This window comes from Fibrobacter sp. UWT3 (assembly GCF_900230125.1).
In the GTDB taxonomy this organism is placed as follows: domain Bacteria; phylum Fibrobacterota; class Fibrobacteria; order Fibrobacterales; family Fibrobacteraceae; genus Fibrobacter.
This window is the reverse complement of the sequence record NZ_OCSS01000003.1, coordinates 470,966-486,487: the sequence shown is the minus strand read 5'-3', so window position 1 is coordinate 486,487 and position 15,522 is coordinate 470,966. Positions and strand designations below refer to the sequence as shown.

Annotated in this window: 12 protein-coding genes; 2 read left to right on the top strand and 10 right to left on the bottom strand. The window is 57.7% G+C overall.

What is annotated here, in order from left to right:
• Positions 1–33 precede the first annotated feature (33 nt).
• Genes CRO08_RS13555 through CRO08_RS13535 form a run of 5 tightly spaced genes read right to left on the bottom strand, consistent with a single transcriptional unit; the run spans position 34 to position 6,019 of the window.
• Positions 34–1,656, bottom strand: coding sequence for a PEGA domain-containing protein (locus CRO08_RS13555; RefSeq protein WP_176495161.1), 1,623 nt, complete (start codon positions 1,654–1,656; stop codon positions 34–36).
• Positions 1,657–1,678: 22 nt separating this feature from the next.
• Complete coding sequence (locus CRO08_RS13550; RefSeq protein WP_097036629.1) at positions 1,679–2,305, bottom strand: hypothetical protein; 627 nt, start codon at positions 2,303–2,305, stop codon at positions 1,679–1,681.
• Positions 2,302–3,693: a hypothetical protein gene (locus tag CRO08_RS13545; protein ID WP_097036628.1), complete on the bottom strand. Its 1,392-nt coding sequence runs from the start codon at positions 3,691–3,693 to the stop codon at positions 2,302–2,304. Before CRO08_RS13545 ends, CRO08_RS13550 begins: the two co-directional genes overlap by 4 nt.
• Positions 3,690–5,273: a carboxypeptidase regulatory-like domain-containing protein gene (locus tag CRO08_RS13540; RefSeq protein WP_097036627.1), complete on the bottom strand. Its 1,584-nt coding sequence runs from the start codon at positions 5,271–5,273 to the stop codon at positions 3,690–3,692. The genes CRO08_RS13545 and CRO08_RS13540 overlap by 4 nt, the downstream gene beginning before the upstream one ends.
• A complete protein-coding gene (locus CRO08_RS13535; protein WP_141398383.1) occupies positions 5,270–6,019 on the bottom strand; it encodes a hypothetical protein in 750 nt (249 codons plus the stop codon). Before CRO08_RS13535 ends, CRO08_RS13540 begins: the two co-directional genes overlap by 4 nt.
• Before the next feature lie 60 nt (positions 6,020–6,079).
• Between CRO08_RS13535 and xseB the strand changes: the two genes are divergently transcribed.
• Positions 6,080–6,292 (top strand): exodeoxyribonuclease VII small subunit, encoded by a 213-nt coding sequence (xseB, locus tag CRO08_RS13530; RefSeq protein WP_072808406.1) that lies wholly within the window; start codon positions 6,080–6,082, stop codon positions 6,290–6,292.
• A complete protein-coding gene (locus tag CRO08_RS13525; RefSeq protein ID WP_097036625.1) occupies positions 6,285–7,115 on the top strand; it encodes an ATP-binding cassette domain-containing protein in 831 nt (276 codons plus the stop codon). The genes xseB and CRO08_RS13525 overlap by 8 nt, the downstream gene beginning before the upstream one ends.
• Positions 7,116–7,119: 4 nt before the next feature.
• On the opposite strand, the gene CRO08_RS13520 is transcribed toward CRO08_RS13525, so the two are convergent.
• The 5 genes from CRO08_RS13520 to CRO08_RS13500 form a co-directional block, all read right to left on the bottom strand.
• The gene (locus CRO08_RS13520) at positions 7,120–7,539 is read right to left on the bottom strand and encodes a hypothetical protein (RefSeq protein ID WP_072808402.1); all 420 of its coding nucleotides are present in this window, start codon (positions 7,537–7,539) and stop codon (positions 7,120–7,122) included.
• A 78-nt stretch (positions 7,540–7,617) separates the two neighbouring features.
• Positions 7,618–11,262: a methionine synthase gene (metH, locus tag CRO08_RS13515; RefSeq protein ID WP_097036624.1), complete on the bottom strand. Its 3,645-nt coding sequence runs from the start codon at positions 11,260–11,262 to the stop codon at positions 7,618–7,620.
• A 123-nt stretch (positions 11,263–11,385) separates the two neighbouring features.
• Complete coding sequence (locus CRO08_RS13510; protein WP_097036623.1) at positions 11,386–13,749, bottom strand: CotH kinase family protein; 2,364 nt, start codon at positions 13,747–13,749, stop codon at positions 11,386–11,388.
• 161 nt (positions 13,750–13,910) lie between these two features.
• Positions 13,911–14,576 carry an ABC-type transport auxiliary lipoprotein family protein gene (locus CRO08_RS13505; protein WP_255252388.1) on the bottom strand — a complete coding sequence of 222 codons (666 nt, stop codon included), beginning with the start codon at positions 14,574–14,576 and terminating at the stop codon, positions 13,911–13,913.
• Between the two features lie 10 nt (positions 14,577–14,586).
• Complete coding sequence (locus CRO08_RS13500) at positions 14,587–15,513, bottom strand: MlaD family protein (protein WP_097036622.1); 927 nt, start codon at positions 15,511–15,513, stop codon at positions 14,587–14,589.
• Positions 15,514–15,522: the final 9 nt, after the last annotated feature.

Below are 15,522 nucleotides of genomic sequence, written 5' to 3'. Positions count from 1 at the left end.
TTGCCTTTTTTACGGCGAATTATGCGTTTTTTGCTAGAAGGTGAGGAAAAGCCCCAGGCCAAACACGGCTATACCCGCACCGATGAGGCTCCCGCCTATGATGCTGTAGCGGTCGCCCGTGTCCACGAGGTCCTTGTTCTTCTGCTTTTTGCTGTTGTAGTTCTCGCCTTTCGCGGCGCTCGGCATCTTGAGTTCGGCCTTGATGTCGTCGGCGTCGTCGTAGTTCTGCTGGGCGAGGTAAAAAAGGAGTGCACCCGCGAGTACCGGGGCGACGGAAGAACCCATCAGCACTTGCCCGATAAACGATTTGCGGCGCTGCTTCACCCATTCCTCCTGCTTCTTGATTTCTTCGAAGTCGGTGAGGTGCTCCATCGAGATGTCGAGATTGATTTCGGAGACGGGGGCAACGTAGAAACTCACGAGCGTATCGCGGTAGCCTTCCCGGCGGAGGCGCAGGTGGGTCATGCCCGGATTGGTGAGCGAGACAATCTTTGGAGTCGAGCCGATGGACTTGCTGTTGCGGGTAATTTCTTCCTGGCCCGGGAAAATCTCTGCGCCGACCGGGTTCGACACGATTTTTATTTCGGGAATCACCCGCTTCAGCTTGAGCGAGACCTTCACCGTATCGCCGGGGAGCGGGCGCACGAAGGTCTGTGCGCCCCACAGGTGCTTATCCACGTTCCAGTACGCGTTTATCTCAATCTTGCCCGTATCCGTAACGGCGAAGGTACAGGGAGACTTGCATATCGCATCCTTTTCGGGGCGCGAGATGGTGGCGGATTCCGGGTCGGTTTCCACGTGGATGTAGCTGCGCTTGCGCTTCGAGGGTATGGGGAACCCGGCCGCCTTCTTGACGAGGTTCACGAGGGCCCCATCCTTGACGGCATCCTGCAGGAGCGAGTCGAGCGAGAGCGTCACCTGCTCTTTCGAAATGGTGGGGAGTTCCTCCTCGTAAAGCACCCGCGTGATTTCCACGTTCGCGGAATCCGGGTGCGATGCTCTCGAAATCTTCCCGAAGTAGATATCCTTCACGCCGTATGTCTTCCAGTAATCCTGCACGCAGGCGCGGTCGTTGCATTGCGGGGTGGCGCTGAACCCGCGCATTCCGAACCGCGGGTCGAGTTCGCGCATTATCTCGAAGGTCACTGCCGTAAGGAGGCTCGCTTTGCCGGAATCTACGCCGTCGGTTTCGAACCCGGCGAATAGTTTGTCTGGAATGTAGTCGCCTGCGGCCGGCTCGGGGTTTGTGCCTGCGGGCCGTTCGCTACCCGTGTCGAGCCCGGCGGTGTCACCTTCGGGCGTATCGCCTGCGGTGTCGCCTGCGGCGGCCTCCTCATTTACAAATCCGGGGGCGTTCGGGTCTACCGGCTCGTATTCCTGCGCGGGATCTGCCTGGGCGGGTGCGCTTGGGGCCGCAAGGATGTTGTTCCCGAGGGAATCGAGAATGCTCTTGAACTGGCTCTTCGGGAACTTCAGCACGGTGAATTCGTTCTTGATATAGCCCCCGAGGCTCACGGTATCGTTTGCGATGCCGAGGAACTGCGCCTTCTGTTTTGTGCCCGAGACAAGTTCGACCATAACTTGCATGCCCTGCGGGTCTTCCGCAAATGCGTGCGATAAGAAACTTGCCGCTAGAAGGAGGAAAATCTTTTTCATGGTGCTGCTCATGGTTTACCCGCTAAAACGAAAGTATCAAGCCGAATCCGAGGAGTGCTACCCCCGCAATGAATGTCCCTACGGTGACTTTTTTTGCCGATTCCGCATCATCCCGGTATTCCCCGTAGCGCTCCAGGTTGCGCGCATATTCGTCGCCTTCCCGTATGACGCTCTTCTCGATAAGGTCTTTCTTGTCGTTCGCCTTGCCGATGTTGTATTCGGTCACGAGCGCCGCGATTCCGCTTGCGACAAGCGGGGCCGCCGATGCGATGGCGAGCTTGAAGCCTATGTTCCTGCGCGTACGGTGCGAAAGCGCCTTCTGCTGGCGTTCAAGATACACGTCGTCGTAACTGGGCGAAAGCGAAACGATGAGGTACGATGTATCCTTGTCAGAAACAGTCACGTTGATGGTCGTGTCCCTGTAGCCCGGCTTGAATATGGTCACGAGCACGTTGCCCTCGCCAGCGGGAACCTCGATGTAGCCGGGGAGGCTTATGTCCGGATTCGCGGCAAAGTTCTTGCGGGTGGAATTCACATAGGCATCTGCGTACGAGGGGTTCGTCGAGATGTGCAGATACCTGTGCGCCTCCTGTGCAAGGGCGAGGGAGGCGAGAGCGAGCGCGAATATCAGGGGAAACTTCGAAATCATCTTTCCCCCGAAAGTTCGGTGAATGGACCGTCTATATAGAGCGTGTCGAGGAATCCCTGCTTTGCCCTGGTTTCCCAGAACACCTTGGGGTTCATGTTGCGGGCGTTGTCCTCGACAGAAATCCGGATGGTACACCCGACAAAGCACCTGCTTCTGAACTTGATGAACGGCTCGTCGTAATTGAATTCGACGGAATCGGAATCTACGGAAACGTGGATGCGGTTGGGGTTAATTCCCGTGCCGTCATCGAGAACGTAGAAGGCAATGCTGTCGTTGAAGCCAATGGCGTTGCTGAGCGGGGCCACCTGCGGCTGCACATGGTCCTGCATGTGGATTGTATCCACGATGGTCAATGCGCCGGCGGACGTGTTCACGATAACGTCGTCGGACAGGAATTCCTTCCTGTTGCCGTCGTCGACATGGATGCGGATACCGGTCTGTGCCGCGACCTTCGTGGTGAAAGTCGTCGGGTTGGTCTTCGAATTGAGCTGGGCGAGCGTGTCGCCGGTACTGCTTGTTACAAGGAGCCTCGTGTGTATCGACATGTTGCGCAGATTGTCGTACACGACAGGGATGCTGATGACCGCAGAATCGGTATGCATGAACATCGTGGAGAAATAGAAGATGTCGGTGGAGTCGCGTTCCTCGAAGCCGTCATCGGTAGAAAGGATTGCCTTTACGCCCCAGTATATGGAAACGGACGTGTCGCGCTCGGGGTGGGCCATGATGTAGCTCGTGAGGGAATCGCCCAGGAACGTGCCGTTGAGAGTGGCGCCTTCGTTGCAGTCTACCTTGCCGATGGCGTTACGCCACACGTTTTCCCTGTCGTAAGCCGCGTGCACATAGCACGTGGATTTTTCCCAGGGGTCGGCGCCTGCAAGGGTCCAGCGGAGTTCCACGCTGCTGTTCGGGCCGGGATACACGCGGTTGAAACCGTTGATCGGGGCGATGATGTCGACAGAGACGGGGGTGTTCACGTAGATGTTCACCGTATCGCGTAGCGTGTCGTTCAGCAGGTCTACCGTCTCGAGTATTCCGCGCTTTAATCCGGGTGTCGAGAACTTGTGGCGCAGGGGCGAGATGTTGTAGTTCTCTCCGTCGATAATCCAGTTGTGGTTCAGGTAGAGTTCCTCGCCGGCATCCGTGGAAATAAACTGCCCGTCCAGGCTGTATGTCGCCCAGAATTTCACGGACTGGTTCGTGTCGAGATAGACGTTCGTTGCGGGCGAGCCGAAGTTGTAGGGTTGCCCAGCAAAGCGGTCGGGCAGCACAAAGATGTGCTGGTCGAGTGTAGGCTGGTCGCTGTCTTCGACCAGGTGCGAATCTCCGCAGGCAAAGAATGCGACCGCGGTTGCGAGCATGGAAATCACGGAGGCTAGGCGTTTCATGGCGAGCCTCCCGTAGAGTTGTTCCGGATGAGCGTCCAGCGCTTCCACTGCGTAATCCCGTTCGTGTAGCGGATCCCGCTCATGATTGTGTTTTCGCCCTCGTTGAATTCAATTTTCAGGAACGTCTGCGAGTAGAGCGGAACGTCGTTGGCGTACTGCGCGATTTTGCGGTTGCCGAAGTGGAAGTAGAACGTGTCGGGCTTGAATCCGTAGCGGTTGTTGTCCAGGATGTAGAGGCGGACGGAATCGCTCGTGATTAGGGTGGGGTTGGGGTTCGACCTGAACCAGGAATCGGCCCCCTCGATGACGTAGTTGCGCACGGTCTTGTTCTTGCTCGCGTCGATGGCGACAATATCGAGCAGGCGCCTGTTCCATGTGCGTGCGGACGAGGGGAGGATTACCGTGAACGTGTCGCCCGAAACCGCTGTCTCGGTAAGGAGAGTGGATTCCAGGAACGCGGAAACGGTCACCTGCGAGGAGGGCGTACCGAAATCCAGCACGAGGAACTTGAGCGTGTCGCTGTAGTCGAGCGTGTCGATTTTCGTGAATGCTGAGCCCGCGGCAAGCACGGCAATGTGCGGGCGCACGGTATCGCGCAGGGTAATCGTGTCCAGGTCAAGCACTTCGCCCGCCTGGAGCGTAACGTCGAACGTATCGCCGGCAAAGTTGGGATATTCGGGAATGGAAACCTCGATGCTGTATCTGCCCGCACTTAAGGGCGATACGGCGAATGGCCCCGTGGTAAGGTTGTTGCTCGGGAAGTCTTTCGTGAGGACAACCCGCTCGAAGGTGTCGCGTACGGTGACGTTCACACCGAAATCGAATTGACCCGAGCCGCTTGTCGCGGCACTCGTGGTGACCGCGCCCGTAAGGCCCGCCTCGCCGATGCCACCGCGGGTAAAGAAATCCCCGTGGATTTTTTCGCGCGAAGCAAACCCGAACTCGTTTATCGCCTGCACGCTCCACCGCAGGTGTTCGAGCGGCGGGAGGTCGCCCCAGTAGGTAAAGCCCTGCTCCGGAACTACGGTATCGACAATGCCCTCGATGGTAAAGTGGTAGTAGAGGGCCGCGATGGAATCCGGGTCGTAGGCATCCCACGCGAACGAGACCCCGCCCGATGTCGGGAGCCCCTGCGAGTGCCGCGCGGGGATGAACTTGTTCTCGTCGAGTACCGGGAGGTTCGAAATGAGCAGGGAGAGCGTGTCCGAGAGCGTGTCGCCCAGGTAGGTCTCGAGGAAGAACGCAATCTTGTGCAGGCCCGGTTCCTCGATGCTCTTGCGGAAACTGAAATCGTACGAGAGGGGTTCGCCGTCCATAGTCCAAAGGTAGCGCTTTATCTTGATGGACTTGGAGGGGAGAATGTTCGCGATGAAAATGAGCGTGTCGGCGGGAGTGAGCGTGTCGGACTTCGCCCGCGTGCTGCTGGAATCGAACGAAGACGCCATCTCGGCGGAAACCTCGATAAACGTGGACTGTTCCTCGTCGTAGAGGTAGTCCTCGCCGTTGCTGCATGCCGAGAACTGGCCCGCGAGTGCGAGCGCGAGCGTGAACGCGAAAATCGTACGGAGGGCGAGCATCATAGGCTGCCCCCGAGCGTGTCGAGCATGTAGAACCTGTAGACCGGGAGCGTATCCGCATCGCCGAAGGAATCCTTCACCATAATCTGGAACGTGTGCTCGCCTTCGCCGAATCCGGACTGCATAATCTCTTCGAGACGGCCTACGGGGTACTCCACACCGTCGATGACGAGCGTGTGCTCGAGCCTGTTCTCGTCGAAGGAATCGAAGTCGTAGGATTTCCACTTGAACAGGATGGACGTGTGCTTGTTGCCGTAGAGCGTTGCTCCGTTGGCGGGGATGGTGGTGGAATGGAGCGCGGGAGCCATGTTCACGCTGACCTTGAAATCCTTGCGGATGGTGTTCCCGACCCCGTCCGCGACCTCAAGCGCGTTCGGGATGTCGTGTATCTTGGGCGAACTCGGGATTGTGTACGTGAGGCTGTCGCCGATGACGGCTGTGGAATCCCCGATGCAGAAAAGCCAGCGGAACGTGAGGTTGTTCTTGAACTGCCTCGGATAGACGGAAGCCTTGATGACGGCCGAGTCGTTCGGGCGAATCTTGAGGAGCGTGGAATCCGGGGTGCCGTCCTGGAACAGGAACACGTCGACGCGTTCCACGTACTGGCTCTCGTTAGGCGCGTCGGGAATGTCGAGACAGCCGGAGAGCGCGAGCGCAACGACCACAAAAACCGCCCCGCACGCGATGCGGAAACCCTTGCGCATACCCGCGGGTGTCATCCGCAGGCTGTGAGTCTCTTTTTTCTCCACTGGGGGTAAATGTAATTAAAAGCGGACGAATGTTTTGTACAAATAACTATATTCCCACACATGAGCAAAGAAAATCTAGAGTACAAGAACTCGATGGAGCGCCTGGAGGCCATCCTTACGCGTATCGACAATTCCGAGATGGAGATTGACGAGCTGGCGGGGAGTGTCCAGGAGGCGACGGCCCTGCTGAAGAAGTGCCGCCAGATTCTCCTCGAGACGGAGAAGAATGTCCAGGAAGCCCTGGAAAGCCTGGACGGGGAGGCCGATGCCTAACCAGCAGGCGGCTCCCGCGGGTGTACCCGCCATCGAGGCGAGCGGGCTTACGGTCCGGTTCCCGGTGCGGGGTGGCGTGTTCGGAAAGGTGAAGGACTACTTCACCGCGGTCGATGGCGTCTCGTTCACGCTGGAACAGGGCAAGACCCTGAGCGTGGTGGGCGAATCGGGCTGCGGGAAGTCCACCCTCGTGAAGTCCCTGGTGGGGCTCGTGCCGCTTGCGTCGGGCAGCGTGAAAATTTTCGGGAGGGGCGTGCAGTGCGGGAAGATTGCTCCCGAGGGGGGCGAGAAGCCTGCGCGCGTGTGCGACGTGGTGCAGATGGTGTTCCAGGACCCGTTCAGCAGCCTGAACCCGCGACAGACGGTAGAGGAAATCCTGACAGCCCCGCTGGTGGCCCGCAAGGTTGCTTTCGAGAAGGCGCGGCAGCGTGCAGTCGAGTTGTTGGAACGCGTGTCCATTCCGCACGGCGCGATGGAGAAGTTCCCGCACGAGTTTTCGGGAGGCCAGCGGCAGAGGCTTTGCATTGCGCGTAGCCTGATGGTCGAACCGAAGGTCCTGCTTTGCGACGAGGTTACGAGCGCGTTGGACGTGTCGGTGCAGGCGCAGATTCTACACTTGCTCGACGACCTGAGGCGCGATCTCGGGCTGAGCATTCTTTTCATTAGCCACGACATGCAGGTGGTGCGCGCGATTTCCGATGACGTGCTTGTCATGTACTTCGGCAAGGTGGTGGAGCGCGGGCCCGCAGACTCCGTGCTTACGGACCCTCAGCACGAATACACGAAAAAACTACTTTCGTGTGTACCTACTATAAAAAGATAATCTTTTAATGTCCGCGCTTGCACTTGACGCCGATGGTCTTGACTAGGCGTTCCTGGTTGGTGTCGAACTTGTCGTAGGCGAATTCCTCGACGTAGACGGCCTTGCAGTCAAAGAATTTCTCGCTGTAGACGAGCTTCATGTTCGACGAGTAGTGGTCGATTGTCATGCGGAAGCTTTTCAGGTATTCGTTCTTGATGCAGGTCGTGACGAGGAAGTCCTCGAACTCGTCGAAAGAAATTTCCACGATGGTGTAGACGTCGCTCGTGTTTTCCTTGAGAAACTTGACCTTGCGGCAGCGTGCCGAAAGGTTGTTCGCGAGCTCGTTAAATTCCTCTGCCTTGTCGGGGAGAATGTTGTCAAATGTAATCTTTATAGCAAAAAGGTACGCCTTGGCTAGTTCGGGAAGATCTTGTCTGTCTTTCATAATGTACCTCGCAATCTGCTGTTAATTTAATCAAAAAACAGTGCGAAGTCAATAGGGCGTTTTTGCGAAACGGGCGATTTACACCTTCACGTGGAAGTAGTCGATTTCGGGGTGGCTGATGTAGAGGCCGCTCACGGAGGCCTGCGGGTACATGGCGCCGTTCTCGGTGAGGCTGATGCCCACGCTGCCAAAGTCGATGAGCTTCGCGACGTTGAAGATTTCCTTGATGTTCGGGAGCACGGGGTAGCCGACGGCCGGGCGGATTCCCTTCCAGCCCTTGGTGTGGGCGAGTTCCTGGCTCAGGTATTCGGCGCCCGCTTCGGCGAGGCGGTCGGCGACGGTCTGCATCAGGAGAACGTCGTAGTCGCTGCCGCCCTGTTCGGCCTTCAGCTTTTCGAGGCGTTTGACGAAGGCGTCGCTCACGGTGACGGCGAAGGCACCCACGATGTCGCGGAAAGCGTCCTTACCGGCGGGAGCGGCGAAGATGCTTGCGGTGTTCGCGTTTGCGGGTGCAACGTAGTCACAGAGGGCGAGGCAGGTACCTTCCGGGTTCTGCTGGCGTGCCGTGGCGACTTCGACAAAGTCGGAGTCGGTGCCGGTACGGCCCGTGTTGAACTTGATGGAATTTTCTGTACCGGCTGCAGGGTAGAACGCCTGCACGGCACGCAGCGCATACTCGGGCTTTGTGAGACTCTTGATGAGTGCTTCGGCGTCGGCCTTGAGTTTCTTTGCTTCTTCCTGGTCGGGCTTGATTTTCCAAGTGAAGAAGAAGTATTCCCAGCTGATAAGCGGGATGACTTTTTCAAGCGGAATCGGCGGGAGCTTGCTTTCGCCCATGAACGGAGGCTCCACGGGCTGGTACTTGCTCCAGTCGCAAAGGTAGCGGCGTTCGAGCGGAGTCTTCTCTGCTGCGGCCATGGCGCTTGCGGCTTCGGTCTGGATGCCGTTTTGCTTGTCGCGAATGCGCTGCTGTTCTTCGCGGTTTTCCTGAATGGTCTGCTCGCTGGTCGCGGGGTCCAAGAGCTTTTGCACGAGGCCCGGGTTACTGGCGGCGTCGCGCACGTGGAATACGGGGCCTTCGTAGCACGGGGCAATCTTTACGGCCGTGTGCGTGGGCGAGGTCGTTGCGCCGCCGACGATAATCGGGATGCGCTGGCCCGCAGCCTGCATGGCCTTTGCCACGGTGCACATTTCTTCGAGCGAGGGCGTAATCAGTCCGGAGAGGCTCAAGATGTCGGCCTTGTTCTCGATGACTGCCTTCACGATGACGTCTTCGGGAACCATCACGCCGAGGTCCACCATTTCGTAGCCGTTACAGGCCATAATCACGGAGACGATGTTCTTGCCGATATCGTGCACGTCGCCTTTGACGGTTGCGATGACGATTTTCCCGCGGCTCGATGCGTTGGCGTCCTTGCCTGCCTCGATGTAGGGCTGCAAGATTTCCACCGCCTTCTTCATGGTGCGTGCAGTCTTCACCACCTGCGGCAAGAACATCTTGCCTTCACCGAAGCGGCGACCGACTTCGTTCATGCCGTCCATAAGCGGGCCGGAGATGATTCCCACCGGGCTATCGCCGCGGTTGATGAGTTCCATCAGGTCGGGCTGGAGTGTTGTAGAAGTTCCCTTGAGGAGAGCTTCTTGCAAACGTTCTTCGGGCGTGGTTTTTGCCTGCGCGGAGTCGGATGCGTTGCCGGCATCGCTGGTCGCGGAACCCGCGCCTGTGCTCATGGCGAAAATCGCCTTCGGGTCGTACTTGGTGCCCGCTTCCTTGGCGGCAGCGGCGGCCGCGGTCATGCGGCTTGCAATTTCAATCAGCGCTTCGCTCGCATCCGGTTCCGTGTTCAACAGCACTTCGGTAATGGCCATGCGGAGTTCCAGCGGAATCGTCTTGTATTCGATAATCGCGCTCGGGTTCATGATGGCCATGCCCATGCCGTTCGGGATCGCGTAATGCAGGAAGGTCGTGTGCATCGCTTCGCGCAGGTAGTTGTTGCCGCGGAAGGCGAAGGAAAGATTCGAAAGACCGCCCGAGATGCGCACGCCGGGCAGGTTGTCCATAATCCAGCGGACCGCGCGGATAAAGTCTATGGCGTAGGCGTTGTGTTCTGCCATGCCGGTTGCGACCGTCAGCACGTTCGGGTCAAAGATGATGTCCGATGGCGCGAAATCCAGTTGCTTCACCAGGATGTCGTAGGCGCGGGCGGCAATATTCACGCGACGCTCGTAGTTGGTGGCCTGGCCTTCTTCGTCGAAGAGCATCACGATGACGGCGGCACCCAGGCGCTTGATGGTGAGCGCATGCTCGATAAACGCCTGTTCGCCCATCTTGAGGGAGATGGAGTTCACGATGCTCTTGCCCTGGATGCACTTGAGGCCCGCCTCGATGACTTCGAAACGGGAAGAATCCACCATGATGGGCACACGGCTCACGGCCGGGTCCGAGGCAATCAGGTTCAGGAAGGTCTGCATTTCGGCGGTGGCGTCGAGCAAGCCATCGTCCATGTTCACGTCGATCACGTCGGCACCGTCTTCCACTTGCTTGCGGGCAATGTCAAGAGCTTCGTCGTAATTCTTCTCGTTAATCAGTCGCAGGAACTTCTTGGAGCCAGCCACGTTGCAGCGTTCGCCCACCTTCACAAAATCTTCGGCATTGCAGCTGTCAGCACCGTCGCTGGGGCGCACCTGTTCCTTGAACAGCGGCTCCAAGCCGGCGAGGCGGAGTAACGGGCTCGTGGCATACTTGGGTGCGGGCTTGCGGCGTTCGTAATCGGCCGGCAGGGCATCGAGCATCTTGCGCATGGCGGCGATGTGTTCCGGTGTGGTTCCGCAGCAACCGCCAATCATGTTCACGAGTTTGTCGTCCAGGTAAACGCCCATGAGTCGCACCATGTCTTCGGGCGTGTCGTCGTAACCGCCGAACTGGTTCGGGAGACCCGCATTCGGGTGACAGCTAATGTAGCAGGGAGCGACCTTGCCCATGCGGCGCAGGTACGGCACCATACCGTCGGCACCGAGACCGCAGTTCAAACCAATAGAAAGCGGGTGCATGTGCATCACGCTCACGGCGAACGCTTCCACCGTCTGGCCCGAAAGCGTACGGCCCGAGGCGTCGCTCACTGTCATGGAGAACATTACCTCAACGGGCTTGAGGTCGGCGGCTTTCCCGGTGGCGGCAGCGCGCTTTTCCATGACTTTAGTAAATGCACTGGCAGCGGCCTTCGCGTTCAGCGTATCAAAAATCGTTTCAATCAGGATGGCGTCGACGCCTTCTTCCACCAGCACCTGAATCTGTTCCAAGTAGGCGTCTTCGAGTTCGTCAAAGGTAATGCTACGGCTGGCGGGGTCGTTCACGTCTTCGCTCATGGAGAGCATCTTGCTCGTGGGGCCCACGTCGCCCAGAATATACACCTGGCGGCCGTATTTTTCCATGGCCTCTGCCGCAGCCTGCTTCGCGATCTTCACGGCGGCGCGGTTCATCTCGGCAATGCGGTGTTCCTGGTGGTATTCGTGCTGGCTTACGCGTTGGCTCGAGAACGTATTCGTGGTCAGGCAGTCTACGCCCGCATCCACGTAGCGGCGCTGGATATCGAGGATGATTTCCGGCTTCTCGATGGAGAGCATGTCGTTGTTCGCGCCCTTGATGCCGTAAGTCTGGATAACGGAACCCATTCCGCCATCCAACAGCATCATCTTGCTTTCAAAAGCTTCGCGTAGCGTCATCTTCTTCCCTTATGCATTTATTCAATTTTATGCATAAATGTAGAAAAGACTGCCTGGATAGTCAATCTTTTTTATAAAAAATGGCGGCCTGAGGGTCGCCATAGCGTTCTTTTGAAAGGGTTACTACTTAAACACGGCGGTGTAGCTCGCGCCTTCTTCGTTCACGACGAATCTCGGGTTTGCGGTCTCGCCATCGCTCCATCCGGTAAATACGGAGCCGCTGACCGGGACTGCGGTGATGATCATCCCGATGCCCGCGAAGAACTTGCCCGCATAAGCCGGCGTGGGGGCGGGCCTGCCTTCCACGGCGATGTAGCCGTTTCCGGTGACGTTCAGGTTCATGGTCACCATGCTCGTCATACCGAATTCGAAGTAGTAGTCCTGCACAACGCTTGCGTCGCGCTCTTCGGACCATTCCTTGAGGCAACTGCCCGTCTTGCTGAAGCCCTTGCCGCAGGAGTTCTTGTAGTACATTTCGTCCTGCTTGAACTTTTTCAGGTCGCGGTTTATTTCGGCCGTGTCGATGGTCGCTGTCATCGCGTCAACCACGCGGGTCACGTTGGCCCCGTTCAGGTTGTTTTGCAGCATCATGGCGGACCTGTTCAGGAACACGCGCTGGAACTCCGGGTTCTTGATAAGTTGTATGTAAAGATTCGCGAAACAGCCTTCGTCCTTGCAGGGCTTGTTTCCGCCGCCCTTCTTTATCCACGGGAAAATGTCGGTGCTCTGGCTGAATTCGCCGCCGTTCACGCCCCACATCCAATCAAATCCGTGGTCGAGGTCGTACACCATGAATTTCCACGGTTGTTCGGGGCTCTTCCAGGCGCGCACGTTGTTGTTCGGCCAGTCGCCGTTGTGGATGTAGATTTCTGCCGCCATGTAGTCGGCGAAGTTGCCCACGTCCATGAGGGTCTTTACCATTTCGTAGTTCTTGTTGCCTTCGCCGCTGAAGTCGTTCTGCGCCACGAAACTCAGGAGAGTCTTGTATTCGTCGACAGATCCGTTGCTTGCGGTGACGTCGTGGCCGAGGTGCTTTACCATCGTGACCGAGTTCGCGTCGATTCCGTAGTTAGTTTCTACGTAATGCTTGTTGAAACGCTCGCGCATGTCGTGGATGCCGTAGTACTTTCCGTTGTAGAACACCACCACCTGGCGGCTACGCTGGTAGTCGACGCCACTCCCTTCGAGAATTGCGCCGCCCATTGCATCGCCGATGTAGTCGCTCACGAATCGGTTGCCGTTGTTGCGCAGGTTGAACCCGCGGAACTTGCTGTTGATGTCCTTGCGGGTCTCGAACAGCGGGTAGTCGATTTTCCCGTCCTGGTACTGCTCGCGCATCACAATTGCGACGGACTTCTTGTCCTTGAGCCTGCTGTAGCCGCCCATAATTGAAATGCCTGCGTCGACTTCCCATGCGGGTGCAGTGGACTTGCTACCGTCGGGGAAGTATTCCACGTGCACGGGGAATTCCTTTTCTTCGAAGAGACCCGCGGGTGCGCTTTTCGGAGTTTCGGCGTTGGTCTTGATGTAGCTTTCCTTGAAGAACGCGGAATCGACGCTGACCGCGACGACCGGCATGCGGGCCGTTTCGCCGATGAAGAACGTCTTGGTAATCACGTCGGTCGTGAGCGCTCCGGGCTGGAACGCGGCACAGCGGAAGACCGTGTTTTTTGAAATGGTAATCGGTGCAGTGAATTCGGGCGAGGCTTCGGTGGGCTTGGAGCCGTTCTGCGTGCAGCGGACGGTGGTGCCTTCCGGTACGGCGGGCGGGTCGAGCGTGATTTCGCTTGCGTAAAAGCCCGCGCTCTTGGTGCCGAAGTCAAACGTGGGGGCGAGTGTCGCGTATGCACCCGCATCGTCGTTGAGGGCTTCGGGAGTCGCGACGGCAAAATACTTGAGGCTTCCGTCCGAAACCTTGCCGTAGCTGATGCCGGCGGGGAGTGCGGGGTAGGTGAGGCTGTCGTGAATGGCGTTGTGGTTGTCGATGATGTAGAGCGTGCCGCCCTTCTTGTCGAGCTTCCAGTTGGTGTGCGTGCGGGCGTGCAGCACGTGGCCTTCGTCATCGACGCCGTCCACCATGCCCTCGATGGTGGAGATGTCCTTCTTGTCGAGGAATACGGTGCGGTATGCGCCCGCGGGGATGGTCTCGCCGCGGAACACCCATTTTTGCGGGTTCGTGAGGTTCTCGACCAGCGAGTAGCCTTTGAGGTTCACGTCCTTGTCGCCCGAGTTGAAAATTTCTACCCACGCGGGGTCATCGCCCTCGTGATCGAGCCACGAGAGGTTGAGCGAAGAAACTTCGGTAAGCCTGAGCGTCGGTGCTTCGGAGGTATGCAGTTCCTCTTTCGGGACGGGTATGGACTCGTCTTCGCCTTTGGGCGAGGAAGGGTCGTCAGAACATGCCTGGAATGAGAGGCTCAGCCCAAAGGCGAGCGTCGCGGGGAAAAACTTGCGAGAGATGGAATTGTCAAACATCTTGTACACCATACCGTATTTTGAGTATACAACCAAACCCGTAGTAAATTTAAAATCAAAAAAAGCAAAGGGATTAAACCTTCACTTTTTTTTACATCCGATGTGCGTTTTTATACGCTAAAATAGTGTGAAATGCCCGAAAATGGCCGCCGGCGGGCATTCTCGTGCCAGATTTACTTGCCTGCGCCGGCGATGGCCCCGAGGGCTTCTTCCATGTACTTGCCGAGGAGCTTCGAGATGGCCTCTGCCACAAGGCGGGGCTCGCGACTGCTCACGGATTGCCTTTCGTCAAAACGCTTCTCCCAGAGGGGGGCGTCGCTGTCGGGTTTCTGGAGCGTAAGCTTGAGGGAAAGGCGTGCGTACTGCGAGGAGCCTTCGTCGATTTCCTCAATGGCGTCGATGTGGCCCAGGAGTTCAAAATCGGGTTTGCCCGAGGCGCGGGTATCCACCGATGCGAAAAGCCCGCTCCTCACGATGTATTCTGCGGCGACCTGCGCCACCATCTGCTCGGGGCGAGATGCCCACAGGTCCAGGTCGTAGAACATGAAGTCGTAAGCGGATTCGCGGTAGACGATGTTGTTCCTCTGGTAGGCCTGGTCGATGGTGAACTTGCGCACCTGCAGGCGGCCGTTTACTTCACCTGCATTTGGCATGTCGATGTTTTCGACGGCGAGCGTGAAGTAGCGGGTGGGTTCGCTCGTGCTCCCGCCGAAGCATGCGGTAAGCGTCATGGCGGCAAGCGCGACAATTGCGACAAACAACACTTTCGCGGCTCTCGTCATTCCCGCGGCCTTCTTCGTCATTCCCGCGCAGGCGGGAATCTTAAAAACTTTATTCATATTCTACCTCTTATTTGCGGCGGGTCTTCGCGGGCTCGCGGATGAGCGCGGAGGGGTTGTTCTTGATTTTCTGGCTGAACTCTTCGAGGTTCTCGAGCACGGCGTTCAGTTCCACGATGGCTTCACCCACCTGGTCCTGGTTCTTGTAGACCATGCCGTCGAGCCGCTTCGAGAGCTGGCTGATGGATTCCATCGCCTTCGTCAAATTCTCGTTCATCGCCTTCGTGTCAAGCGCGTCGAGTTTCTGCTTCAGTATGTCGAGGTCTTCGCCCGCCTTTGCGGCAATCTTTGCTTCTTCGATTTCGCCCATCACGCGGTGCATCGATTCGGCGGACTTGGAAATGTTCTCGATGGGCTTCGCGAGCCCCTGCGTGATGCGCTTCAGGTTCTGCGTCACTTCCTCGAAATTCTTGATGGCCTTGCTCAGGTTCTCCGCATTTTCGGCCGAGAGCAGCGCGTTCACGTTCACGAGCACGGAATCCACGTGCGCGACAATATCGCCCGCCTGGCTCGTGATGTGGTCGAAGTGCGAGACTTCCGCCGGCACGAGCCCTCCTTCGGGCACATTCGGTTCCGAGAACGAGCCGCCCGAGAGCACCACCTGCTTTTCGCCGGTGAGGTTCATGCCCGCCGTCATGCCTGCGCGGGTACCAATCTTGATAGGCGTGCCGTGCGTCACCTTGAAGGCGACTACGACCTCGTTCAGGTTTTCTTCGTTGATGGTGATGCGCGTGACGCTACCGACATCGATACCGTTCAGCTTGACCTTCGCGTCTACAAAGAGCCCGTTCACCGAGGTGTCGAAGATGGTGTAGTAGTTGTCGTACTGTTCGCTCAGGTAGCGCTTGAGCACGTAGCCAAGGAATACGCAGATGAGTATTCCGCACAGCAGCATGAACGCGCCAAGTTTAATTCTTTCGGATCGGGTGGTTTCCATCGTTTCTCC